The organism is Pseudomonas sp. Irchel 3A5 (assembly GCF_900187575.1).
GTDB lineage: Bacteria > Pseudomonadota > Gammaproteobacteria > Pseudomonadales > Pseudomonadaceae > Aquipseudomonas > Aquipseudomonas folii.
Genome location: NZ_FYDU01000011.1, coordinates 38,986 through 62,585 on the forward strand (window position 1 = coordinate 38,986; position 23,600 = coordinate 62,585).

At 56.7% G+C, this 23,600-nt stretch carries 20 protein-coding genes and 2 tRNA genes; 2 read left to right on the top strand and 20 right to left on the bottom strand.

What is annotated here, in order from left to right:
* Positions 1 to 283 precede the first annotated feature (283 nt).
* The 15 genes from pnp to rlmE all read right to left on the bottom strand — a co-directional run bounded on the left by pnp (position 284) and on the right by rlmE (position 15,628).
* The gene (gene pnp, locus CKW31_RS18595; protein ID WP_027900330.1) at positions 284 to 2,389 is read right to left on the bottom strand and encodes a polyribonucleotide nucleotidyltransferase; all 2,106 of its coding nucleotides are present in this window, start codon (positions 2,387 to 2,389) and stop codon (positions 284 to 286) included.
* 172 nt (positions 2,390 to 2,561) lie between these two features.
* On the bottom strand, positions 2,562 to 2,831 hold the full coding sequence (gene rpsO, locus CKW31_RS18600) for a 30S ribosomal protein S15 (protein WP_002555121.1): 270 nt from the start codon (positions 2,829 to 2,831) through the stop codon (positions 2,562 to 2,564).
* Positions 2,832 to 2,973: 142 nt separating this feature from the next.
* A complete protein-coding gene (truB, locus tag CKW31_RS18605; RefSeq protein WP_095098300.1) occupies positions 2,974 to 3,891 on the bottom strand; it encodes a tRNA pseudouridine(55) synthase TruB in 918 nt (305 codons plus the stop codon).
* Positions 3,892 to 3,894: 3 nt separating this feature from the next.
* Entirely contained in the window at positions 3,895 to 4,308 is a 414-nt protein-coding gene (gene rbfA, locus CKW31_RS18610; protein ID WP_095098303.1) for a 30S ribosome-binding factor RbfA, read from the bottom strand.
* Between the two features lie 160 nt (positions 4,309 to 4,468).
* Positions 4,469 to 6,985 carry a translation initiation factor IF-2 gene (gene infB / locus CKW31_RS18615; RefSeq protein ID WP_095098306.1) on the bottom strand — a complete coding sequence of 839 codons (2,517 nt, stop codon included), beginning with the start codon at positions 6,983 to 6,985 and terminating at the stop codon, positions 4,469 to 4,471.
* Positions 6,986 to 7,012: 27 nt separating this feature from the next.
* Positions 7,013 to 8,494 carry a transcription termination factor NusA gene (nusA, locus tag CKW31_RS18620; protein WP_027900325.1) on the bottom strand — a complete coding sequence of 494 codons (1,482 nt, stop codon included), beginning with the start codon at positions 8,492 to 8,494 and terminating at the stop codon, positions 7,013 to 7,015.
* A 59-nt stretch (positions 8,495 to 8,553) separates the two neighbouring features.
* Complete coding sequence (rimP, locus tag CKW31_RS18625; RefSeq protein ID WP_027900324.1) at positions 8,554 to 9,012, bottom strand: ribosome maturation factor RimP; 459 nt, start codon at positions 9,010 to 9,012, stop codon at positions 8,554 to 8,556.
* A 138-nt stretch (positions 9,013 to 9,150) separates the two neighbouring features.
* A tRNA-Met gene (locus CKW31_RS18630) sits at positions 9,151 to 9,227 on the bottom strand.
* A gap of 96 nt (positions 9,228 to 9,323) precedes the next feature.
* Positions 9,324 to 9,409 (bottom strand) — tRNA-Leu (locus CKW31_RS18635).
* A gap of 43 nt (positions 9,410 to 9,452) precedes the next feature.
* Positions 9,453 to 9,833, bottom strand: coding sequence for a preprotein translocase subunit SecG (gene secG, locus CKW31_RS18640; RefSeq protein ID WP_027900323.1), 381 nt, complete (start codon positions 9,831 to 9,833; stop codon positions 9,453 to 9,455).
* Between the two features lie 4 nt (positions 9,834 to 9,837).
* Positions 9,838 to 10,593 (bottom strand): triose-phosphate isomerase, encoded by a 756-nt coding sequence (tpiA, locus tag CKW31_RS18645; RefSeq protein WP_095098309.1) that lies wholly within the window; start codon positions 10,591 to 10,593, stop codon positions 9,838 to 9,840.
* A 66-nt stretch (positions 10,594 to 10,659) separates the two neighbouring features.
* Entirely contained in the window at positions 10,660 to 11,997 is a 1,338-nt protein-coding gene (glmM, locus tag CKW31_RS18650) for a phosphoglucosamine mutase (protein WP_176469921.1), read from the bottom strand.
* Positions 11,998 to 12,015: 18 nt separating this feature from the next.
* Positions 12,016 to 12,867, bottom strand: coding sequence for a dihydropteroate synthase (gene folP, locus CKW31_RS18655; RefSeq protein WP_095098315.1), 852 nt, complete (start codon positions 12,865 to 12,867; stop codon positions 12,016 to 12,018).
* A gap of 8 nt (positions 12,868 to 12,875) precedes the next feature.
* A complete protein-coding gene (ftsH, locus tag CKW31_RS18660; protein ID WP_027900319.1) occupies positions 12,876 to 14,786 on the bottom strand; it encodes an ATP-dependent zinc metalloprotease FtsH in 1,911 nt (636 codons plus the stop codon).
* Between the two features lie 191 nt (positions 14,787 to 14,977).
* Entirely contained in the window at positions 14,978 to 15,628 is a 651-nt protein-coding gene (rlmE, locus tag CKW31_RS18665; protein ID WP_027900318.1) for a 23S rRNA (uridine(2552)-2'-O)-methyltransferase RlmE, read from the bottom strand.
* A gap of 104 nt (positions 15,629 to 15,732) precedes the next feature.
* On the opposite strand from rlmE, the gene CKW31_RS18670 reads away from it, so the two are divergent.
* The gene (locus tag CKW31_RS18670; RefSeq protein ID WP_027900317.1) at positions 15,733 to 16,041 is read left to right on the top strand and encodes a YhbY family RNA-binding protein; all 309 of its coding nucleotides are present in this window, start codon (positions 15,733 to 15,735) and stop codon (positions 16,039 to 16,041) included.
* A gap of 144 nt (positions 16,042 to 16,185) precedes the next feature.
* Here CKW31_RS18670 and greA read toward each other — a convergent pair whose 3' ends face one another.
* Positions 16,186 to 16,662: a transcription elongation factor GreA gene (gene greA, locus CKW31_RS18680; RefSeq protein ID WP_027900315.1), complete on the bottom strand. Its 477-nt coding sequence runs from the start codon at positions 16,660 to 16,662 to the stop codon at positions 16,186 to 16,188.
* Positions 16,659 to 19,880 (bottom strand): carbamoyl-phosphate synthase large subunit, encoded by a 3,222-nt coding sequence (carB, locus tag CKW31_RS18685; RefSeq protein ID WP_095098318.1) that lies wholly within the window; start codon positions 19,878 to 19,880, stop codon positions 16,659 to 16,661. Before carB ends, greA begins: the two co-directional genes overlap by 4 nt.
* Between carB and CKW31_RS29875 the strand changes: the two genes are divergently transcribed.
* On the top strand, positions 19,861 to 20,016 hold the full coding sequence (locus CKW31_RS29875) for a hypothetical protein (protein WP_176469917.1): 156 nt from the start codon (positions 19,861 to 19,863) through the stop codon (positions 20,014 to 20,016). The two genes, carB and CKW31_RS29875, sit on opposite strands and share 20 nt — an antisense overlap.
* Here CKW31_RS29875 and carA read toward each other — a convergent pair.
* From carA to dnaJ, 3 genes are all read right to left on the bottom strand, one after another.
* The gene (carA, locus tag CKW31_RS18690; RefSeq protein ID WP_095098321.1) at positions 20,013 to 21,149 is read right to left on the bottom strand and encodes a glutamine-hydrolyzing carbamoyl-phosphate synthase small subunit; all 1,137 of its coding nucleotides are present in this window, start codon (positions 21,147 to 21,149) and stop codon (positions 20,013 to 20,015) included. The two genes, CKW31_RS29875 and carA, sit on opposite strands and share 4 nt — an antisense overlap.
* 266 nt (positions 21,150 to 21,415) lie before the next feature.
* Complete coding sequence (gene dapB, locus CKW31_RS18695) at positions 21,416 to 22,219, bottom strand: 4-hydroxy-tetrahydrodipicolinate reductase (RefSeq protein WP_027900312.1); 804 nt, start codon at positions 22,217 to 22,219, stop codon at positions 21,416 to 21,418.
* Positions 22,220 to 22,231: 12 nt separating this feature from the next.
* A complete protein-coding gene (gene dnaJ, locus CKW31_RS18700; RefSeq protein ID WP_027900311.1) occupies positions 22,232 to 23,371 on the bottom strand; it encodes a molecular chaperone DnaJ in 1,140 nt (379 codons plus the stop codon).
* Positions 23,372 to 23,600 lie beyond the last annotated feature (229 nt).

Sequence of the window (23,600 nt, forward strand, 5' to 3'; positions counted from 1 at the left end):
AACTCCTGTTTTTCTCAGAAACTGCGCCAGCAAGTGGCAGCAGGGTTACTGGTATATATCGCAAGCGGTGTGCCAGTTTATAGCGATGGGTAATATTTATATAAATCAATAGCTTACAATATTAGCCGATTTCCAGAATCGTGCAGATTGCCCGCTCGTCGATACTTTCGCGTGCAAGATGCATGCTTTACCCAGTTTGCAACAAAGTTCAGTAACTACTTAATTAGACACATAAAAAAGGGATCCCGAGGGATCCCTTTTTAGTAGCTGGCTAATCTACAGATCAGACGCCCGATGCTTTCGCAGCGGCAACGTCTTTGATCGACAGCTTGATACGGCCACGGTTGTCGACGTCCAGTACCAGCACTTCGACTTCCTCGCCTTCTTTCAGGATGTCAGTCACTTTCTCAACGCGAGCATCGCTCAGCATGGAGATGTGAACCAGACCGTCCTTGCCAGGCAGGATGTTTACGAATGCGCCGAAGTCGACGATGCGCTCAACCTTACCAACGTAGATCTTGCCGATCTCGGCCTCAGCGGTGATACCCAGAACGCGCTGACGTGCTGCCTCAGCCGCTTCCTTGGTTTCGCCGAAGATCTTGATCGAGCCGTCGTCTTCGATATCGATCGAAGCTTTGGTCTCTTCACAGATTGCACGGATGGTCGCGCCACCTTTACCGATGACATCACGGATTTTGTCGGTGTCGATTTTCATCGCGATCATGGTCGGAGCATTTTCCGACAGCTCGGTACGCGACTGACCAATGATCTGGTTCATCTGACCGAGGATGTTCAGGCGCGCTTCCAGGGCTTGGCCCAGAGCGATTTCCATGATTTCTTCGGTGATGCCTTTGATCTTGATGTCCATCTGCAGCGCTGTAACACCTTTAGCGGTACCGGCTACTTTGAAGTCCATGTCGCCCAGGTGGTCTTCGTCACCCAGGATGTCGGTCAGGATGGCGAACTTCTCGCCTTCTTTAACCAGACCCATGGCGATACCGGCAACAGGTGCCTTCATCGGTACACCGGCGTCCATCAGTGCCAGGGAAGCACCGCACACGGAGGCCATGGAGCTGGAACCGTTGGACTCGGTGATTTCCGAAACGATACGGATGGTGTACGGGAACACGTCAGCGGCAGGCAGCATGGCCTGAACCGAGCGACGCGCCAGACGGCCGTGACCGATTTCACGACGACCAGCACCACCCATACGACCACACTCGCCCACCGAGAACGGAGGGAAGTTGTAGTGCAGCATGAACGGGTCTTTTTTCTCGCCCTCGAGGGTGTCGAGCAACTGCGCGTCACGTGCGGTACCCAGAGTGGCAACAACCAGTGCCTGAGTTTCGCCACGCGTGAACAGAGCCGAACCGTGAGTCTTCGGCAGAACGCCTACTTCGATGTTCAGCGGACGTACAGTGCGAGTGTCGCGACCGTCGATACGTGGCTTGCCGTTAACGATGTTTTCGCGAACGGTGCGGTATTCGATTTCACCGAAAGCCGCTTTGACTTCGCTGGCGGACGGGCTGCCTTCTTCAACGGCCAGTTTGGCAACGATCTGATCTTTCAGCTCGCCCAGACGCGCGTAGCGGTCAGCTTTGACAGTGATGGTGTAAGCCTGGGAAATCGCGTCGCCGAACTCGGCGCGGATCGCGCTCAGAAGCGAAGTGGCTTCAGGCTTCGGCGTCCAGGCCCAGGTAGGCTTGGCAGCTTCGGCGGCCAGTTCCTTAACAGCCTTGATCACCGACTGGAATTCGTCGTGGGCGAACAGTACTGCGCCCAGCATCTGGTCTTCGGTCAGCTCTTTGGCTTCCGATTCAACCATCAGAACGGCTTCTTCGGTACCGGCTACGACCATGTCCAGGCTCGAAGCCTTGAGTTGCTCGTAAGTCGGGTTCAGCAGGTAGCCGGTGCTTTCGTGGAAAGCAACGCGCGCTGCGCCGATCGGACCATCAAAAGGAATGCCGGAGATTGCCAGAGCAGCCGAAGTACCGATCATCGCAGCGACGTCCGGATCGGTTTTCTTGCTGGTGGAAACGACGGTGCAGACAACCTGCACTTCGTTCATGAAGCCTTCCGGGAAGAGCGGACGGATCGGACGGTCGATCAGACGGGAAGTCAGGGTTTCTTTTTCGGAAGGACGGCCTTCACGCTTGAAGAAGCCACCAGGGATTTTACCTGCAGCGTAGGTTTTTTCCTGGTAGTGCACGGAAAGTGGGAAGAAGCCTTTGCTTGGGTCTGCTGTCTTGGCGCCGACCACAGTCACAAGTACGGTGACGTCGTCGTCAACGGTGACCAATACAGCACCCGAAGCTTGACGGGCAATACGGCCAGTCTCGAGGGTTACGGTCGATTGACCGAATTGAAATTTCTTGATTACCGGGTTCACGGTTTCCTACCTTCTTTGTGGCTCTTGGGGAACTGGTTTCTTACGAATTCTTGGGCGGTGCGGGGAATCGGCCCCACGACTGTCCAGATACAACTAGAGGCTGGGAGCCTGCCAGCCCAGCCGGAAAACCAGCAGGACAACGACAGACAACCAACCTCTATCCGAGTCGTTATTAGCGACGCAGACCCAGACGACCGATCAGGGCGCTGTAACGGCTAACGTCCTTACCTTTCAGGTAATCCAGCAGCTTACGACGCTGGTTTACCATACGGATCAGACCACGACGCGAGTGGTGATCTTTACCGTTGGCCTTGAAGTGGCCTTGCAGTTTGTTGATGTTGGCGGTCAGCAGTGCAACTTGCACTTCTGGCGAACCAGTGTCACCAACAGCTTGCTGGTAGTCGGTTACGATCTGAGCTTTTTCTTCAACGCTGAGTGCCATGTGGGCAATCCTTTTATCAGGAAACCATTCCGAAGAGCGGTTTCAACAGGCCAAGGGCAAACCCTTGTATTAAAAGATGAGGAATGACCGTGCCTGTTAACAGCCATCCTCTCCCGGATCATTCACATGACCCGGGGTTCGGTCATTCTGACCGAATCAAGCGACGTGGCGCGATCCGCCCGTCTTCGCTCACTTCACCGATACCGATGAAGCGACCATTGTGATCCTGCACGCGAACCATGCCGAACTGCGGCGCGTCCGGTGCTCTTACCGGCTGACCATGCAACCAGTAAAACGAACTGTGTTCCGAAAACTGCAATAACGGCCAGTCCTGCAAACCGCTGTCCGATGGCATCAGGAAGCGATCAACCGCTTCGTTACCGCCGTCGGCGTGCACTTGCTCCAACTCATCCAGGGTGACCGTCTGGGTCAAGCTGAAAGGTCCGGCTTGTGTACGACGCAGTTGCGCGACATAAGCACCGCAACCCAGTTTCTCACCAATGTCTTCAACCAGGGTACGTATATATGTACCTTTGCTGCAATCCACCGAGAAGCGTGCAGTGTCTGCATCACTTTCGAGCAATTCCAGGCGCGCAATAGTAACAGAACGCGCTTCACGCTCCACTACTTCCCCAGCACGAGCGAGCTTGTAGAGCGGCTGCCCGTCACGCTTGAGCGCGGAGTACATCGGAGGTATCTGACTGATTTCACCGCGAAATTCAGGCAAAACCGCTTCGATATCGGCACGACCAACGGTCACCGGGCGCGTTTGCAAAACCTCACCTTCGGCATCGCCGGTGGTCGTGGTTTTACCTAATTGCGCCAGGGTTTCGTAGGACTTGTCTGAATCGAGCAGGTATTGCGAGAACTTGGTGGCCTCACCAAAGCACAGCGGCAGGACGCCACTGGCCAAGGGGTCGAGGCTGCCAGTGTGACCGGCTTTTTCGGCATTGAGCAACCAACGCACCTTTTGCAGGGCTGCGTTGGAAGTGAAGCCCAGCGGTTTGTCGAGCAGGATGATCCCGCTGACGTTACGACGAATGCGCTTGACCTGAGCCACGCCTTATTCCTCGTTGCTTGCTGGCTTGGTGCTTTGCGGCTCGTCACCGGCATGCTGGCCGTCTTCGGCAACAGCACGTTCGATCAGGGCCGACAGGTGCGCACCACGCACGACGCTTTCGTCGTAGTGGAAGTGCAACTGAGGCACGCTGCGCAGTTTCATTTCACGGGCCAGTTGCATGCGCAGGAAACCTGCAGCGGAATTCAGCACCTTGATGGTCTGCGAAATTTCTTCTGCGCTGTCCTGACCCATGACGGTCATGAAGATTTTTGCGTGACCAACGTCGCGGCTGACATCAACAGCGGTGATGGTGACCAGACCGACACGCGGGTCCTTGATTTCGCGACGGATCAGTTGAGCCAGCTCGCGCTGCATCTGATCGCCAATGCGTTGGGTACGGCTATATTCTTTTGCCATGTTTTGCTACCTGATGCTGACCGGGGGCGAAACCCTCGCGGTCTGAAAGCGGCAAACGCCCGGCCTGACAGATGTCGGACCGGGCGTTGCGTGTTGAGCCCATGACAGGGTCTGCGGCATTTGCATGCGAAGACCTGCCATGGCTCCTATAGCTCGCGACTTAGAGGCTGCGAGCCACTTGGACCTTCTCGAAGACTTCGATCTTGTCACCGACTTTGACGTCGTTGTAGCTCTTGACGCCAATACCGCATTCCATGCCGGCACGAACTTCGGAAGCGTCATCCTTGAAGCGACGCAGGGATTCCAGCTCGCCTTCGAAGATAACGATGTCTTCACGCAGTACGCGAATCGGACGGTTACGGAAGACAACGCCTTCGACAACCATGCAACCAGCGATCGCGCCAAACTTCGGCGAACGGAACACGTCACGCACTTCGGCAATACCCAGGATATTTTCCCGAACATCGCTGCCAAGCATACCGGTGAGGGCTTTCTTGACGTCTTCGATGATGTCGTAGATCACGTTGTAGTAACGCATATCCAGACCTTCCTGCTCGACGATCTTGCGAGCGCCAGCATCGGCACGCACGTTGAAGCCGAACAGTACAGCGTTGGAAGCCAGCGCCAGGTTGGCGTCGCTCTCGGTGATACCACCGACACCGCCGCCGACTACGCGTACTTGCACTTCGTCGTTACCCAGGCCGTTCAATGCGCCCTGCAGAGCTTCCAGGGAACCACGGACATCAGATTTGAGGACGATGTTAAGCGTCTTCTTCTCTTCCTGACCCATGTTCTCGAAGATGTTCTCCAGCTTGCCAGCGTGAGCACGGGCCAGTTTGACTTCGCGGAACTTGCCTTGACGGAACAGAGCCACTTCACGGGCTTTCTTCTCGTCAGCCACTACGCTCATCTCGTCGCCAGCGTCCGGAGTACCGTCCAGGCCGAGAATCTCGACCGGAATGGATGGACCCGCTTCCTTGATTGGCTTGCCGTTCTCGTCGAGCATGGCGCGGACGCGGCCATAGTTCGAACCGACCAGTACCATGTCGCCCTGACGCAGCGTACCGTCCTGAACCAGAACAGTAGCGACCGGACCGCGGCCCTTGTCGAGACGCGATTCAACAACCACACCACGGCCAGGAGCCGAAGGCGTTGCAGTCAGCTCAAGAACTTCAGCCTGCAACAGTACCGCTTCGAGCAGTTCGTCAACACCGGTACCCATCTTCGCGGAGACCGAAACGAACGGTGTTTCACCGCCCCACTCTTCGGACGTCACGCCGTGAACCGACAGCTCACTGCGGATGCGATCCAGGTCAGCGCCCGGCTTGTCGATCTTGTTCACTGCAACCACCAGCGGAACACCGGCAGCCTTGGCGTGTTGCACGGCTTCGATGGTCTGTGGCATCACGCCGTCGTCAGCAGCAACGACCAGAATCACGATGTCAGTCGCCTTGGCACCACGAGCACGCATTGCGGTAAACGCAGCGTGACCCGGGGTATCGAGGAACGTGACCATGCCGCGTTCGGTTTCAACGTGGTAAGCACCGATGTGCTGGGTGATACCACCGGCCTCGCCAGCAGCAACCTTGGCACGACGGATATAGTCGAGCAGGGAAGTCTTACCGTGGTCAACGTGACCCATTACGGTCACAACCGGAGCACGGGAGAACGTCTCGCCTTCGAACTTCAGCGATTCAGCCAGGGAATCTTCCAGGGCGGTGTCGCTGACCAGGGTCACTTTGTGGCCCAGCTCTTCAGCAACCAGTTGGGCAGTTTCCTGATCCAGAACCTGGTTGATGGTGGCCGGAGTGCCCAGCTTGAACATGAACTTGATGATCTCAGCTGCCTTGACCGACATTTGTTGTGCCAGGTCGCCGACAGAGATGGTCTCACCGATTTTCACGTCACGAACCAGAGGACCGGTTGGGCTCTGGAAGCCGTGAGCGTTACGCTTCTTCAGCTTGGCCTTGCCACGACCACCACGACGGAAGCCATCGCTTTCTTCGTCGGTAGTACGCGGTGCAACGCGTGGCGCTGGCGCTTTCTCTTTAACAGAGGCGCGATGCGGGGCGTTCTTGCGATCGCCGTCACCACCACGAGCGTTGCGATCATCGCTGCGCGGTTTGTCCGGGCGACGCTGTTCATCACGCTTGCGCACTTCGGCAACCGGTGCCGGAGCAGGTGCAGCAGGTGCTTCCTGAACAGGCTGGGCAACCGGAGCTGGCGCAGCTACGGCTTCAGAGGCAGCAGGTGCTGGCGCTGAAGGCTGATTACGCGCTTCTTCTTCGGCGCGACGCTTGGCTTCTTCTTCAGCCTTCTGACGTGCAGCATTTTCTACGGCGCGACGTTCATCAAGCTCGCGCTTGCGCTCGGCCTCGATTTCTTCCGGGCTGCGCTGCACGAATACTTTCTTCTTGCGTACTTCAACGCTGATGCTTTTGCTGCCAGCAACACGCAGGGTGCTGGTGGTTTTACGCTGCAGCGTGATCTTGCGTGGTTCTTCCACTTTCGCCTTGTGACTGCTTTTCAAGTGAGTCAGCAACGATTGCTTCTCACTGTCAGTCACTTTTTCTTCGGCGGCGGTGTGCGGCAGACCTGCCTCACGCATCTGCTGCAACAGGCGCTCTACCGGTGTTTTGACCTCATCGGCCAGTTGTTTCACCGTGACTTGCGTCATGCACTTCTCTCCTCAGGCCGCGCCTAATTACTCGAACCAGTGGGCTCGGGCGGCCATGATCAACTTGCCGGCACGAATATCATCAATGCCGTCGATGTCGAGCAGATCGTCAATAGACTGCTCGGCCAGGTCTTCGCGGGTAATTACGCCGCGCACCGCCAGTTCCATCGCCAAATCCTTGTCCATACCCTCAAGCGAGAGCAGGTCTTCGGCCGGATGGGCGTCTGCCAGCTTTTCCTCTGTAGCGATGGCTTTGGTCAACAAACGATCCTTGGCCCGAGCACGAAGCTCGTTGACGGTTTCCTCGTCAAAGCCGTCGATGTTGAGCATCTCCTCCACCGGTACATAGGCAATCTCTTCCAGGCTGGTGAAGCCTTCATCTACCAGCACTTGCGCCAGATCTTCGTCGACTTCCAGCTCGTCGATGAAGTTGCGCAGGATGTCGCCGGTTTCTGCTTGCTGCTTGGCCTGGATGTCCGATTCGGTCATTACGTTCAGGGTCCAACCAGTCAGTTGACTGGCCAGACGCACGTTCTGACCGCCACGACCAATGGCCTGAGCCAGGTTGTCGGCACCGACCGCGATGTCCATTGCATGGGCGTCTTCATCTACGATGATTGCCGCCACTTCAGCCGGGGACATCGCGTTGATGACGAATTGAGCCGGATTGTCATCCCAAAGGACGATATCCACTCGTTCGCCACCCAGTTCGCCCGAAACAGCCTGAACTCGCGAACCACGCATGCCGATACAGGCACCTTGCGGGTCGATTCGTTTGTCCTTGGAGCGAACAGCGATTTTTGCACGTGAACCCGGGTCACGAGAGGCAGCCATCACCTCGATCAGACCTTCAGCAATTTCCGGCACTTCAATGCGGAAAAGCTCAATCAGCATCTCTGGCGCTGTACGCGACAGAATCAGCTGCGGACCACGGTTTTCTGTGCGAATTTCCTTCAACAGGGCCCTTAGACGGACACCTACGCGGAAGGTTTCGCGGGAAATAATGTCTTCACGAGCCAGCAGCGCTTCGGCGTTGTTACCCAGGTCAACGATAACGTTGTCACGTGTAACCTTCTTGACCGTGCCGGAAATGATTTCGCCCAATCGTTCACGATAGGCGTCAACCACTTGCGCACGCTCGGCTTCGCGAACTTTCTGCACAATAACTTGCTTGGCAGTCTGCGCGGCGATACGGCCGAACTCGATGGATTCGATTTTTTCTTCGATCAGGTCGCCGGCTACAGCACCTGGCCTTTTCTCTTGAGCCTGATCGACAGCCAACTCGTACGCTGGATCGTCAAGATCTTCATCTTCGACTACTGTCCAGCGACGGAAAGTCTCGTAATTACCTGTTTGACGGTTGATCTCTACACGCAGCTCAACTTCATCTTCAAAACGTTTTTTTGTCGCGGTGGCCAGGGCCAACTCCAGCGCTTCAAAAATCACATCTGCCGGAACGCCCTTTTCATTGGACACCGACTCAACAACCAGCAGTACTTCTTTGCTCATCGTACGCCTCGCCTTTCGCAAGCCATTGGATCCGCGGGATCCGCAGTATTTGGCACGTATCAGTCAAACGTGGGAATAATGTTGGCCTTGTCGATCATATCGATCGGCAACAGGAACTCGTGGTCTTCTACCTGCACCACAACGTCCTGCTCTTCTACACCACGCAGAAGGCCCTGAAAGTTGCGTCGTCCTTCGAAAGGAGAACGCAGCTTGATCTTCACTTGTTCACCGGCAAATTTTGCGAACTGCTCAATAGTGAACAGTGGGCGTTCCATGCCAGGCGAGGAAACTTCAAGGGTGTATTCAACGGAGATCGGATCTTCAACATCAAGAACACCGCTGATCTGACGGCTCACGATGGCGCAATCGTCCACCAGCACACCGCCTTCTTTATCGATATAAACGCGCAACATTGAGTGGCGACCTTGAGCCGAAAACTCAATACCCCAGCATTCATAGCCCAGGGCCACGACCACCGGGGCCAGCAAGGCCTGCAACTCTTCTAGCTTGCTCGACACCTGAACCCCCTCGTGCATGTATGTGCATGCTATGCAAAATAAAAAAATGGGCGAAACGCCCATCCTTGAAACGCCGTCGAACAGCGGCGTTGAAAGTGTCCAGCTAACAAAAAGCCCCTTAAAAGGGGCTCCTTAAACTGGTTGCGGGGGCCGGATTTGAACCGACGACCTTCGGGTTATGAGCCCGACGAGCTACCAGACTGCTCCACCCCGCGACAAAGCTGGGGCGGAAGTATACGACCGATCCGTTTCAGGGTCAATGTAACCTTCCACCTACAAGAAAGCCCGCAACAGCGGGCTCTCCTGATAATTGGTACCGAGAAGGGGACTCGAACCCCTACACCCTATGGGCACAACCACCTCAAGGTTGCGTGTCTACCAATTCCACCACCTCGGCAATACATCTTTGGCAGCCTCAAACATCACTGCCTGTTGAAACCTTACTTCTGCTCTGGAGCTTGAGGTACGTCAGCTGGAACAACGGCTGGCTTTTGCCCTTCGAGCACCGGAACATCATCTGCTGCCGGTTTTTGCTTCACTTCCATTACTGCTGGATCTGGCAAACCTTCCTGAGTCAGCTCATGAGCTTTCTCTTTAGCAAAGTAACCTAACCCCAAGCTGGTTATGAAAAAAGCTGCGGCGAGTATACCAGTAAACTTACTAAGAAAGGTAGAGGAACCTTGGCTTCCGAAGACAGTATTTGATGCACCTGCTCCGAAAGACGCGCCAGCGTCCGCACCCTTACCCTGCTGCAGCAATACCAGGACAACAACGCCCAGAGCGGCCAACAGATGAAAAACGACTACGACTGTTTCCAGCATTTTTTCAGTTTCCCGCGGCGCGAATAATCGCACCGAACTCAGCTGCATTCAGGGAGGCACCACCAATGAGCCCCCCATCGATATCCGGCATGCCGAACAGTTCGACCGCATTGGCCGCCTTCACGCTGCCGCCATAAAGAAGCCGCACGCCTTGTGCGACCTCAGCATTCTCTTTCGCCAACTGTGCACGAATGGCTGCGTGCACGTCCTGCGCCTGTTGAGGCGAAGCGGTCAGCCCGGTGCCAATGGCCCAGACTGGCTCGTAAGCGATTACTGCATTCACGAGAGCATTGATGCCCAGCGCTACGATGATGCTGTCGAGCTGCTGCCCGACCACTTCAAGCGTTTTGCCAGCTTCGCGCTCTTCGAGGGTTTCGCCGACACACAGCACCGGCGTAAGGCCGCTTGCCTGAGCTGCAGCGAACTTGCGAATCAGAACATCATCGCTCTCGCCCATGACCTGGCGACGCTCCGAGTGACCCACAAGTACCAGCGTGCAACCTGCATCAGCCAACTGACTCGACGAAATTTCGCCGGTCAATGCACCCTGCCCTGCTTCGTGCGCGCAGTTCTGCGCACCCACAGAGATTGATTTGCCCTGCAAGCCCTCAACCACCGGGATCACGTGCAGGCTCGACGGAAACACCGCCACATCAACACCGCTTGGGAGAACCTGCTCTGCAAGGCCCTCGATCAGCTCAGCGACGCTGGCGCGGGTACCGTGCATCTTCCAGTTACCAGCTACCATAGGGCGACGCATGCTGTACCTCGTCGGTCAAAGTGGGCGCAGATGTTACCCAACACTTTCAACACTGGCAAGCCGAAATCAGGCGCAAACTTCAGCAACCAGTTTCGCGAGCTCATCGGCGTAACCGCGAACCTGTACTTCGTCCTCACCTTCAACCATCACACGGACCAGTGGCTCGGTCCCGGACTTGCGCAGCAACACACGGCCGCGACCCTCCATGGCTGCCGTTACACGGTCGCAAGCCTCTTTGACAGCCGGGTGTGTGACCGGATCAACACCGCCCGAGAACCGGACGTTTACCAGGACTTGCGGACATTTGCGAAGGGCCTGACGCGACTGCGCAAGACTCTCCCCATTGCGACGCAGCGCAAGGAGCACTTGCAGCGCAGCGATGATCGCGTCCCCGGTCGTGGTGTGCTGGAAGCAGACCACGTGGCCGGAGTTCTCGCCACCGATCTGCCAATTGCGCTCCAGAAGCTCCGCAATCACATAACGGTCGCCCACGTTGGCGCGAACAAACGGAATATCCAGGTCAGCCAGGGCCAGCTCCAACCCCAGATTACTCATCAACGTTCCGACTACGCCGCCTTGCAGACGGCCACGAGCATGGAGATCACGGGCGATGATGAACAACAACTCATCACCATCAACAACAGCGCCAGTGTGATCCACCATCAACACGCGGTCGCCATCACCATCAAAACCGATGCCGAGGTCTGCATGCTCGGCGAGGACAGCTGCCTGCAACGCCCCCATGTGGGTGGAGCCACAGTTTTCGTTGATGTTCAGGCCATTGGGCTGAGCAGACAAAACGGTGACCTGAGCCCCAAGCTCACGGAAGACGTTTGGCGCCACTTTGTACGTCGCGCCGTGAGCGCAATCGACCACCAGCTTGAGACCGGCAAAGTCGGTGCTGGTCGGCACGCTGCTTTTACAGAATTCGATATAGCGGCCCGCAGCGTCGTTGATACGCGAAACCTTGCCCAGCTTTTCCGACTCAACGACCGTCATCGGCGCATCGAGCAACTCCTCGATCATCAACTCGATCTCGTCGGGCAGCTTGGTGCCCTGACCAGAGAAGAATTTGATGCCGTTATCGTAGTGCGGGTTATGCGAAGCGCTGATCACGATCCCGGCTTCCGCATGAAAAGTGCGGGTCAGGTACGCGATCGCAGGCGTAGGCATTGGCCCCAACAGCATCACATCAGCGCCAGCGGCAGACAGACCTGCCTCAAGCGCTGATTCGAACATATAACCGGAGATACGCGTGTCCTTGCCTACCAGAATGCGGCAGGCGCCAAGACGTCGAAACGCCATGCCCGCAGCCCAACCGAGTTTCAGCATGAATTCGGGAGTGATAGGGAATTGCCCCACTCGACCACGAATGCCGTCGGTTCCGAAATATTTCTTGGTAATCATGGATGCTCCGTATTCTTATTGCGCCGCTTCAACCGCGGCAATCATCCGCACGACGTCGACCGTTTCGGCCACATCATGCACACGTAGAATTCTTGCGCCCTTGGTCATCGCCAATGCGGCGAGAGCAAGACCACCAAACAGACGCTCGCCCACCGGACGCCCCAACGCACCGCCAATCATGCTCTTGCGCGAGACACCCACCAATAGCGGGCGGCCCAGAAGATGCAATTCATGCATATGCTTGAACAAGCTCAGATTGTGATCGAGGCTTTTGGCAAAACCAAAACCCGGATCAAGAATGATGCGCTCTTCAGAAATGCCCGCAGCAACGCACTGATCCATCCGCTCGCGTAGAAACGCACCCACTTCGGCGACCAGATCGTCATATCGAGGATCATCCTGCATATCCCCCGGCTCGCCACGCATGTGCATCAAGCACACCGGGAGCCCGGTCGCAGCCGCCGCATCCAGCGCACCGTCACGGCGCAATGCCCTGACATCATTGATCAAACCTGCGCCCAGTCGAGCGGTTTCACGAATGACGGCGGGCGTGGAGGTATCCACCGAGATGATGACGTCCAGCTCGCGACCAAGCGCCTCGACGACAGGGGCCACGCGCTCAAGCTCTTCAGTAGGCGAGACTGCACGCGCCCCCGGACGAGTTGACTCGCCCCCCACATCAATCAACGTAGCCCCCGCAACAACCATCGCTTCGGCGTGCCGTAGCGCAGCGTCGAGATGGGTGTAGCGACCACCATCGGAGAAGGAATCAGGCGTTGCGTTGAGGATGCCCATAACATGCGTACGGGACAAATCAAGAACCCGGTTGCCGCAAGGCAACCGGGTCGGGTACAGCACAGAATTCATGTCAGGCCTTAGTGTTCAGCGGCAGGACCACCGATCGGGGCTTCCGGACGAACATCCGGAGGTGTCACCGGAGTACCTGGGGTACCCGAGCCACCTTCCCAATCGCGCGGTTCGCGCGGAGTACGGCCAGCCATAATATCGTCGATCTGCTCAGCATCAATCGTTTCGTACTTCATCAACGCATCTGCCATCGCGTCGAGCTTCTCACGATTGTCGGTGAGGATCTGTTTGGCGGTGCCGTAGCACTGATCAATGATGCTGCGCACTTCGGAGTCGATCAAGCGTGAGGTATCAGCCGACAAACCACTGCTGGAGCCACCACCGCCACGACCCAGGTAGCCCTGATCTTCATCTTCACCGTACAGCAGAGGACCGAGTTTCTCGGACAGACCCCACTTGGTCACCATGTTCCGGGCAATCTGACTGGCCCGCATGATGTCGTTGGAAGCACCGGTGGTGACACCGTCAAAACCAAGGGTCATTTCCTCAGCAATCCGACCGCCATACAACGAGCAGATCTGACTGATCAACGCACGCTTGGACAGGCTGTAACGATCTTCCTCGGGGAGGAACATGGTCACACCCAGCGCACGACCACGAGGAATGATCGATACTTTGTAAACCGGATCATGCTCTGGCACAACACGGCCCACAATTGCGTGACCTGCTTCGTGATAAGCAGTGTTGCGCTTCTCTTTCTCGGACATGACCATGGATTTGCGCTCAGCGCCCATCATGATCTTGTCTTTGGCAAGCTCGAACTCTTTCATCTCGACAATGCGCTTACCGGTACGGGCAGCAAACAGCGATGCTTCGTTAACGAGGTTGGCAAGGTCAGCACCGGAGAAGCCTGGGGTACCACGTGCGATAACACCTGCGTTAACGTCGTCGCCCATTGGCACTTTGCGCATGTGAACCTTGAGAATCTGCTCACGGCCACGGATGTCAGGCAAACCAACCACCACCTGGCGGTCGAAACGACCTGGACGCAGCAACGCCGGGTCCAGTACGTCAGGACGGTTGGTCGCGGCGATGACGATGATGCCGTCATTCATCTCGAAACCATCCATCTCTACCAGCAACTGGTTGAGGGTCTGCTCACGCTCATCGTGACCACCGCCCATGCCAGCACCACGATGGCGACCTACAGCGTCGATCTCGTCGATGAAGATGATGCAAGGCGCGTGTTTCTTGGCTTGTTCAAACATGTCGCGAACGCGGCTTGCACCAACACCCACAAACATTTCAACGAAGTCGGAACCGGAAATAGTGAAGAACGGCACTTTCGCTTCGCCCGCAATGGCTTTAGCCAACAGGGTTTTACCGGTACCCGGTGGACCCACCATCAGCACACCACGAGGAATGCGGCCACCCAGACGCTGGAACTTGCCCGGATCGCGGAGGAACTCGACCAGCTCTCCCACTTCTTCTTTGGCTTCATCGCAACCTGCGACATCAGCAAGTGTCGTCTTGACCTGATCTTCCGAGAGCAGGCGTGCCTTGCTCTTGCCGAAGCTCATCGGGCCGCCCTTGCCTCCCGCACCACCTTGCATCTGGCGCATGAAGAACATGAAGACAGCGATGATGACGAGAATCGGGAAGCTGGCTACCAGCAACTGGGTCCAGATGCTCTGCTGCTCAGGCTGCTTGCCTTCAACAACAACGTTGTTGTTGACCAGGTCGCCGATCAGGCCGTTGTCCTGAATAGCCGGGCGAATGGTCTTGAAGGAGTCGCCATCGGTACGCTTGCCCGTAATGACGTAGCCATCAACCGCAACTTTCTCGACTTTGCCATCCTTGACCTGCTGGATGAACTCGGAATAGTTGAGGGTCTGCGGCTCGTTAGGGCTGGAGAAGTTGTTCATCACCGTCACAAGGACAGCCGCGATGATCAACCACAGGATCAAATTCTTTGCCATATCGTTCAATTAGCTACCCTCTGAAGCAAGCTCCACGCAGAGCGTGCCTCGCATGATATTCACCGGCCTAACTTACTACAGAACCCGCAGATGTGGCAGGCACCGTCTGTAACCCTTTGTGAAACTTTGACTACACGATGCTCGGTGATGCTGCATCGACAAGGCCATTTAAAAAAATCTATCGCTGCACCTCAAAGGCGCTCAACGCTCGCCGAACCTTCAATTCCGCGGAAACCACGCCCCAGCAGATACTGCTCGCGGGAACGATCACGTGACGAAGAAGGCTTACGCATCTGAACCTTGTCGAACAGCTTGCGGATGTCCTTGTGGTACATATCAAAGCCTTCTCCCTGGAAAACCTTGATCAGGAAATCACCACCCGGCCGCAAAACCCGCCCGGCAAGATCGAGTGCCAGCTCACAAAGAAACATTGCGCGAGGCATATCGACAGCGCTCAATCCACTCATATTGGGGGCCATATCGGAAATCACAAGGTCTACCTGTGTATTACCGACAGCTTCCAGAATTTGCGCCAGCACTGCGTCTTCAGTGAAATCCCCTTGAATAAAGGTGACATCAGGGATGCTGTCCATCTCCAGAATATCCGACGCAATCAGCCGACCTTGACCACCAATCAGACGACTGGTCACCTGCGACCAGCCTCCTGGCGCTGCGCCCAGGTCAATTACGGTCATGCCTGGACGGATGATTTTGTCCTTTTCCTGAATCTCGAGCAGCTTGTAGCTGGCGCGTGAACGATAGCCGTCCTTTTGCGCCATTTTGACGTATTTGTCGTCGAAGTGTTCTTTGAGCCAGTTATGGCTTGTCTTGGAACGGGCCACGGGGCACCTCAAAAATAATCGAGTCGTGATTAAGTGGGCGGTCCCGGACTCGCTCGGGTAAACTGGCCGCCGCTTTTTACAAGATCAGACGCAGAGGTCAGATTATGCCGCTCACTCAAGAGCAGAAGAAACAGTACAAATCCATTGGCCACCACCTGAAACCGGTATTGATCGTGGCTGACAATGGTTTGACCGAAGGTGTGCTCGCCGAACTGGAGCGCGCACTGAGCGATCACGAGCTGATCAAGATCAAACTCAACATCCTGGACCGCGAAAGCCGCCTTCAAGCCATTGCCGAACTGTGCAAGGCCGGATCTGCGGATCTTGTACAGGTCATCGGCAAGATGGCGCTGATCTACCGCAAGAACCCAAAGGTAAACAAGCAGCTCTCAAACGTCCACCGCGCAGTTTGATGCAAACCACCAGGGCCGCGTCAGCGCGCCCTGGTGCTGCTTCCCGGCGCCGGTTGCAAAACCAGCAACAAACCGGACACTCCCAACGCCAGATAACTCATCAACTGCCAGATCAATGCGCCCGCTGAAAACGGGCGACTTGCCTCAAATGTGGCGGACTTCAACAATCTCGTACTCAATAATGCCACCCGGTGTTTTCACGGCCACCACGTCACCCTCTTCCTTGGCAATCAAGGCGCGGGCCAATGGTGAACCTACCGAAATCTTGCCGAGTTTGAAGTCAGCCTCATCCTCACCCACGATGTGGTAAGTAACGCGCTCATCGGTCTCGACGTTGGCGATTTCCACGGTGGTGCCGAAAATCACTTTGCCGGTGTGCGGGATGGTTGTGACATCAATAATGACCTGATTCTGAATCCGGCCTTCAATGTCGCGAATCCGCGCTTCGACCATACCCTGCTGCTCACGAGCAGCGTGGTACTCAGCGTTTTCCTTCAAGTCACCCAGCTCACGCGCAGTACCAATGTCCTGGCTGAGCTTGGGGCGAACCACCTTGGTCAGGTGAGCGTGTTCTTCTTCCAGGGCTTTCGCGCCCTGGACAGTCATGGGGTATTTGATCATGCCTTCAATCCTGCATGTAGATCCTGCAAGCGACGCACGGTCTTTTCCGGACCGAATTTCAGCGCTTCGCAGATGGCTTCGCCCGCAGCAATCGTAGTGGTGCAGTAGATCTTGTGCTGCAGGGCATTGCGACGAATGGAGTAGGAATCAGCGATCGACTGACGACCTTCGGTCGTGTTGATGATCAGCGTCACTTCATCATTCTTGATCATGTCGACAACGTGCGGACGGCCTTCGGTCACTTTGTTGACGCGACGAACCTTCAGGCCCGCCGCTTCAATGAGCTTGGCAGTACCGGCAGTAGCGACGATTTCGAAACCGAGGCTGATCAGATCACGCGCAACGCCAGCCACCAAAGGCTTATCGTCGTCACGCACGCTGATGAACGCAGTACCGCCAGTCGGCAATACTTCGCTGGCACCCATCTGGGCTTTGGCGAATGCTTCACCGAATGTATCACCTACGCCCATCACTTCACCGGTCGACTTCATCTCCGGGCCGAGGATCGGGTCAACGCCAGGGAATTTGGCGAATGGGAACACCGCCTCTTTCACGCTGTAGAAGTTCGGGATGATTTCTTTGGTGAAGTTCAGTTCCTTCAGGGTTTTGCCAGCCATGACGCGAGCCGCGATCATTGCCAGGGAAACACCGATGCACTTGGAAACGAACGGCACGGTACGCGAAGCACGCGGGTTCACTTCGATCACGTAGATGTCTTCACCCTGCAACGCCAACTGCACGTTCATCAGGCCGACAACACCCAGTTCCAGGGCCATCTTCTTCACCTGCTCGCGCATTTCGTCCTGGATATGCGCCGGGAGCGAGTACGGAGGCAGCGAGCAAGCCGAGTCACCGGAGTGAACACCCGCCTGTTCAATGTGCTGCATGATCGCGCCGATCACCACGTCGGTACCGTCGCATACTGCATCGACGTCCATTTCAATGGCGCAATTCAGGAAGTGATCCAGCAGCACCGGGCTGTCGTTGGACACTTGAACCGCTTCACGCAGGTAGCGCTTGAGTTCGTCTTCCTGATAAACGATTTCCATCGCGCGGCCGCCCAACACGTAGGACGGGCGAACAACCAGCGGATAACCGATCTTGGCAGCAGCGCGAATCGCTTCGTCTTCGCTACGCACAGTGGCGTTAGGCGGCTGACGCAGGTTCAGACGCTCAACCATTTGCTGGAAGCGCTCACGGTCTTCTGCACGGTCGATAGCGTCAGGGCTGGTGCCGATGATTGGCACGCCAGCCGCTTCAAGGGCGCGAGCCAGTTTCAGAGGGGTTTGGCCGCCGTACTGAACGATAACGCCTTTAGGCTTCTCGACACGGACGATTTCCAGCACGTCTTCCAGGGTTACTGGCTCGAAGTACAGGCGATCAGAGGTGTCGTAGTCGGTGGACACGGTTTCCGGGTTGCAGTTGACCATGATGGTCTCGTACCCGTCTTCGCGCAGTGCGAGGGCCGCATGCACACAGCAATAATCGAACTCGATGCCCTGGCCGATACGGTTAGGGCCGCCACCCAGGATCATGATCTTGTCACGATTGGTGGGGTTGGCTTCGCACTCTTCTTCATACGTCGAGTACAGGTAAGCAGTATCAGTGGCAAACTCGGCAGCGCAGGTGTCCACACGCTTGTAGACCGGGAACACTTCCAGTTTCTGACGATGCGTGCGCAGGTTTTTCTCGGTCACACCCAGCAGCTTGGCCAGACGTGCGTCAGAGAAACCCTTGCGCTTGAGGCGGAACATCAGGTTGCGGTCGATAGCCGACAGCCCCAGAGTCTTGACCTTCTCTTCTTCCTTGATCAGATCTTCGATCTGCACCAGGAACCACGGATCGATCATGTTCATGGCGAAGATTTCTTCGACCGTCATGCCCGCGCGGAATGCATCAGCCACGTACCAGATACGCTCGGCGCCTGGCACGGTCAGCTCACGCTTCAGAGTGCTCATGCTTTCCGGGTTGCTCAGGTCCAGCTTTGGATCAAGACCGCACACACCCACTTCCAGACCGCGCAAGGCTTTCTGCAGGGATTCCTGGAAGGTCCGGCCGATAGCCATTACTTCACCGACCGACTTCATTTGCGTGGTCAGGCGAGCGTCAGCCTTGGAGAACTTCTCGAAGGCAAAACGTGGCAGCTTGGTGACTACGTAGTCGATCGAAGGCTCGAAAGACGCTGGGGTCTTGCCACCAGTGATTTCGTTTTGCAGTTCGTCGAGGGTGTAACCGATAGCCAGTTTGGCGGCAACGCGGGCAATCGGGAAACCGGTCGCTTTCGAAGCCAGTGCCGAGGAACGCGACACACGCGGGTTCATCTCGATCACAACCATACGGCCGGTGTCCGGGCAGATGCCGAACTGAACGTTGGAACCGCCGGTTTCAACACCGATTTCACGCAGTACCGCCAACGAGGCGTTACGCATGATCTGGTATTCCTTGTCGGTCAGCGTCTGCGCTGGCGCAACAGTGATCGAGTCGCCGGTGTGAACGCCCATCGGGTCAAAGTTTTCGATGGAGCAGACGATGATGCAGTTGTCCTTTTTGTCGCGGACAACTTCCATCTCGTATTCTTTCCAGCCGATCAGGGATTCGTCGATCAGCAGTTCCTTGGTTGGCGACAGGTCCAGACCACGGGTGCAGATTTCTTCGAACTCTTCACGGTTGTACGCGATACCGCCACCAGTGCCACCCATGGTGAACGACGGACGGATGATGCACGGGAAGCCCAGCTTCTCGAGCACGGCATTGGCTTCTTCCATGGAGTGGGCGATACCCGAACGCGGGCAGTCCAGACCAATGGATTTCATGGCTTTGTCGAAACGCGAGCGGTCTTCTGCCTTGTCGATGGTGTCGGCATTGGCACCGATCATCTCGACGCCGAACTTCGCCAGAACGCCTTCGCGTTCCAGGTCCAGCGCGCAGTTCAGAGCAGTCTGACCGCCCATGGTTGGCAGCACGGCGTCTGGACGCTCTTTCTCGATGATCTTGGCAACGGTCTGCCATTTGATCGGTTCGATGTAGGTCGCGTCGGCCATTGCCGGGTCGGTCATGATGGTCGCTGGGTTAGAGTTCACCAGGATGACGCGGTAACCCTCTTCGCGCAGGGCTTTACAGGCCTGGGCGCCGGAGTAGTCGAATTCACAGGCCTGACCGATCACGATAGGACCGGCGCCGAGAATCAGGATGCTTTTTATGTCTGTACGTTTTGGCATGGGTTTGTCACTCAAATCCGTAGGTCAGTCGGCAAGCCGTCTTGAACTTCTTTGCAGCCACCGGGCGGTCTTCGCCGGACGTTTCATCCAGGTCCAGCCCGGCGCTGCGCGTCACATTCTCAAGGCAACCGTTTAGCGTCGCTTGGCCATGGTTTCGATGAAGCGATCAAACAGCGGAGCCACGTCCGCCGGGCCCGGGCTTGCTTCAGGGTGACCCTGGAAGCTGAACGCGTCCTTATCGGTACGCTCAATACCTTGCAGGCTGCCGTCGAACAGCGACTTGTGGATCGCACGAACGTTGGCTGGCAGTGTTGCTTCATCCACCGCAAAACCGTGGTTCTGGCTGGTGATCATCACAACGCCGGTGTCCAGATCCTGGACCGGGTGGTTGGCACCGTGGTGGCCATGGCCCATCTTGACCGTCTTGGCACCGGATGCCAGCGCCAGCAGTTGGTGACCCAGGCAGATACCGAATACCGGAATGTCGGTTTCCAGCACTTCCTTGATCGCCTTGATGGCGTAGTCGCACGGCTCAGGATCGCCAGGGCCGTTGGACAGGAAGACACCGTCAGGCTTGTAGGCGAGCACTTCACTGGCAGGCGTTTGAGCCGGAACGACGGTTACGCGGCAGCCGCGCTCAACCAGCATACGCAGGATGTTGACCTTGACGCCGTAGTCATAGGCTACGACGTGGTATGGCAATTCGGATGCGGCAATTTCAGGGCAAGTGTCGGTCTTCAACGACCAGACGCTGGAGCGCCACTCGTAGGATTCCTTGACGCTGACGACTTTCGCCAGGTCCATGCCTTTCAGGCCCGGGAAGCCGCGCGCTGCTGCAATGGCTGCTTCTTCGGAAATGTTGTCACCGGCCATGATGCAGCCGTTCTGTGCACCTTTCTCACGCAGAATGCGGGTCAGGCGACGGGTGTCGATTCCTGCGATTGCCACAACGTTGTTGGCTTTCAGGTAATCATCCAGTGACATCTTGTTGCGCCAGTTGCTGGCAACCAGCGGCAGATCACGAATGACCAGACCAGCAGACCAGACGCGATCCGACTCGGCGTCTTCAGGGGTGGTGCCGGTGTTGCCAATATGCGGGTAAGTCAGAGTAACGATTTGCTGGGCATAGGAAGGATCGGTAAGGATTTCCTGATAGCCTGTCATGGCAGTGTTAAACACTACCTCGCCAACGGTTTGACCGTCGGCTCCAATGGCTTCGCCGCGAAAAATGCTGCCATCAGCAAGGGCGAGTATGGCTGGCTTAGTCAAGAAGACCTCCCGTAAGTAAAGCCTGAAAGGGCATTCGCAGGTTGCAAAAAAGCGGAATGACGTAGTTACGTCACCCCGCTTTCTTATAGAATCATCTGCGCGCTTTTAGTGGACACACTAAAGCTGTAGCTTACAGAAAAAGGCTTTTTTGGTCTACCGCCAATGAGGCGAAATGACGGGGGAATGCGACAGAAGTTCCCGAGAAAGGATAAAACAGAGGCGCAAACCCTGAATCTCACGGGCCGCGCCTCTCTTGTAGCGGTCAATCAATGCAGATCGAGAACGTCCTGCATGTCATAGAGACCCGCTTCACGACCCTCAAGCCACATTGCAGCCCTGACGGCCCCCTTGGCGAACGTCATACGGCTTGAAGCCTTGTGCGTGATCTCGACGCGCTCGCCTTCAGAAGCAAACAAGACGGTGTGATCACCCACCACGTCACCCGCACGAATCGTCGCAAAGCCAATGGTCTGGCGATCACGGGCACCGGTCTGACCTTCACGGCCGTAGACCGCCACCTTTTCCAGGTCACGACCCAGCGCATTGGCAACCACTTCACCCAGGCGCAGCGCAGTACCGGACGGCGCATCGACCTTGTGACGGTGGTGCGCTTCGATGATTTCGATATCGACATCATCACCCAGCACGCGAGCAGCGGTGTCCAGCAGCTTCAGGCAAAGATTCAGACCAACGCTGAAGTTGGCGGCGAAGACGATCGGAATCTCTTTACCCGCCTCGGCGATACGCTGCTTTTCTTCAGCGGTGAAACCTGTGGTGCCAATGATCATGGCCTTGCCTGCCTTGCGGCAGAACGCCAGATTTTTCAGCGTCACTGAAGGGTGCGTGAAGTCGATCAGCACGTCGAACTCATCAGCCACCTTGGCCAGATCACCTGACAACGGAACGCCAATACGACCCAACGCAGCCAATTCGCCAGCGTCAGCACCCACCAGCGTGCTGTCGGGCCGATCGATCGCCGCCGTCAGGCCAGCGCCCGGCGCCTGCTGAACAGCTTCGATCAGAATTTTACCCATGCGCCCGGCGGCGCCCATCACAGCAATACGTCGCATGCCCTGCTCCCGTTACAAATCGCCGAAGAAACGCTTCACGCCGTCAAACCAGCCAGTGGCTTTCGGGGAGTGAGAGCTGTCGCCTTCAAGCGTTGAGCGGAACTCTTCGAGCAGTTCACGCTGACGACGACCCAGATTGACCGGAGTCTCGACAGCTACACGGCACATCAAGTCACCCGCACCGCCGCCACGTACCGGAGCCACACCTTTACCACGCAAGCGGAACTGCTTGCCGGTCTGGGTACCCTCAGGAATCTTCAGTTTGACGCGGCCATCCAGCGTTGGCACTTCCAGCTCACCGCCCAGTGCGGCATCGGTGAAGCTGATTGGCACTTCGCAGAACAGATGCTTACCGTCACGCTGGAAGATCGCGTGCTCGCGCACATTGATCACCACGTACAGGTCGCCCGTAGGCCCACCTTGCGTACCTGCTTCACCTTCGCCGGAAAGACGAATGCGATCACCGGTATCAACCCCAGGCGGCACTTTCACAGCGAGGGTCTTGTACTCTTCGACACGGCCTTCGCCATGGCAGGAATCGCACGGATCGGAAATGATCTTGCCGTTCCCATGGCAACGCGGGCAGGTTTGCTGCACCGAGAAGAACCCTTGCTGCATGCGAACCTGGCCAATACCGCCACAGGTTGGGCACGTCACCGGCGAGGAGCCTTTCTTGGCACCCGAACCGTCACATGGCTTGCAGTTGACCAGCGTCGGAACCCGGATATTGACCGAGGTGCCGCGCACAGCCTCTTCAAGATTCAGCTCGAGGGTGTAACGCAGATCGCTGCCACGCTGAGCGCCGCCACGACCACCGCCACCACCGCGGCCACCACCAAAGAAGTCGCTGAATACATCGCCGAAAATGTCGGAGAAGTTCGCACCACCAGCCCCGCCACCGCCGAAACCGCCGCCACCCATGCTTGGGTCGACGCCAGCATGACCATATTGGTCGTAAGCCGCGCGCTTGCTGGCATCAGACAGAACTTCGTAGGCCTCGTTGGCCTCCTTGAAGAGTTCTTCCGACGCTTTATCGTCAGGATTGCGATCAGGGTGATGCTTCATCGCCAGACGGCGATAAGCTTTCTTCAGATCAGCCTCGCTGGAGCCTCGCTCCACCCCCAATACTTCGTAATAGTCACGCTTAGCCATAAATTCTTCCGCACTCTTGAGGACGTCCGGCAAAACCCTCCTGAGCTTCGCCAAACTCGTTGAGCCCCATACAGGCCCGGACCCAACTCACGTCAATTCAACGATCCTGGTCTTCATTTCACCGGTCAGGCTGACCGGGAAAGCGGCAGAACAAGCCGCATGCAGGAGCATGACGACCTTGCCACAGCGGCCTGCGGTAAATACAGCAGGCCAAAAAAATTCGTCTGTT

Excerpts from the sequence above, each read along its gene's own strand:
- rpsO (WP_002555121.1), bottom strand. The coding sequence starts at position 2,831 with ATGGCACTCAGCGTTGAAGAAAAAGCTCAGATCGTAACCGACTACCAG.
- rbfA (WP_095098303.1), bottom strand. The coding sequence starts at position 4,308 with ATGGCAAAAGAATATAGCCGTACCCAACGCATTGGCGATCAGATGCAG.
- infB (WP_095098306.1), bottom strand. The coding sequence starts at position 6,985 with ATGACGCAAGTCACGGTGAAACAACTGGCCGATGAGGTCAAAACACCG.
- nusA (WP_027900325.1), bottom strand. The coding sequence starts at position 8,494 with ATGAGCAAAGAAGTACTGCTGGTTGTTGAGTCGGTGTCCAATGAAAAG.
- secG (WP_027900323.1), bottom strand. The coding sequence starts at position 9,833 with ATGCTGGAAACAGTCGTAGTCGTTTTTCATCTGTTGGCCGCTCTGGGC.
- tpiA (WP_095098309.1), bottom strand. The coding sequence starts at position 10,593 with ATGCGTCGCCCTATGGTAGCTGGTAACTGGAAGATGCACGGTACCCGC.
- folP (WP_095098315.1), bottom strand. The coding sequence starts at position 12,867 with ATGAATTCTGTGCTGTACCCGACCCGGTTGCCTTGCGGCAACCGGGTT.
- ftsH (WP_027900319.1), bottom strand. The coding sequence starts at position 14,786 with ATGGCAAAGAATTTGATCCTGTGGTTGATCATCGCGGCTGTCCTTGTG.
- CKW31_RS18670 (WP_027900317.1), top strand. The coding sequence starts at position 15,733 with ATGCCGCTCACTCAAGAGCAGAAGAAACAGTACAAATCCATTGGCCAC.
- greA (WP_027900315.1), bottom strand. The coding sequence starts at position 16,662 with ATGATCAAATACCCCATGACTGTCCAGGGCGCGAAAGCCCTGGAAGAA.
- CKW31_RS29875 (WP_176469917.1), top strand. The coding sequence starts at position 19,861 with ATGTCTGTACGTTTTGGCATGGGTTTGTCACTCAAATCCGTAGGTCAG.
- carB (WP_095098318.1), bottom strand. The coding sequence starts at position 19,880 with ATGCCAAAACGTACAGACATAAAAAGCATCCTGATTCTCGGCGCCGGT.
- dapB (WP_027900312.1), bottom strand. The coding sequence starts at position 22,219 with ATGCGACGTATTGCTGTGATGGGCGCCGCCGGGCGCATGGGTAAAATT.
- dnaJ (WP_027900311.1), bottom strand. The coding sequence starts at position 23,371 with ATGGCTAAGCGTGACTATTACGAAGTATTGGGGGTGGAGCGAGGCTCC.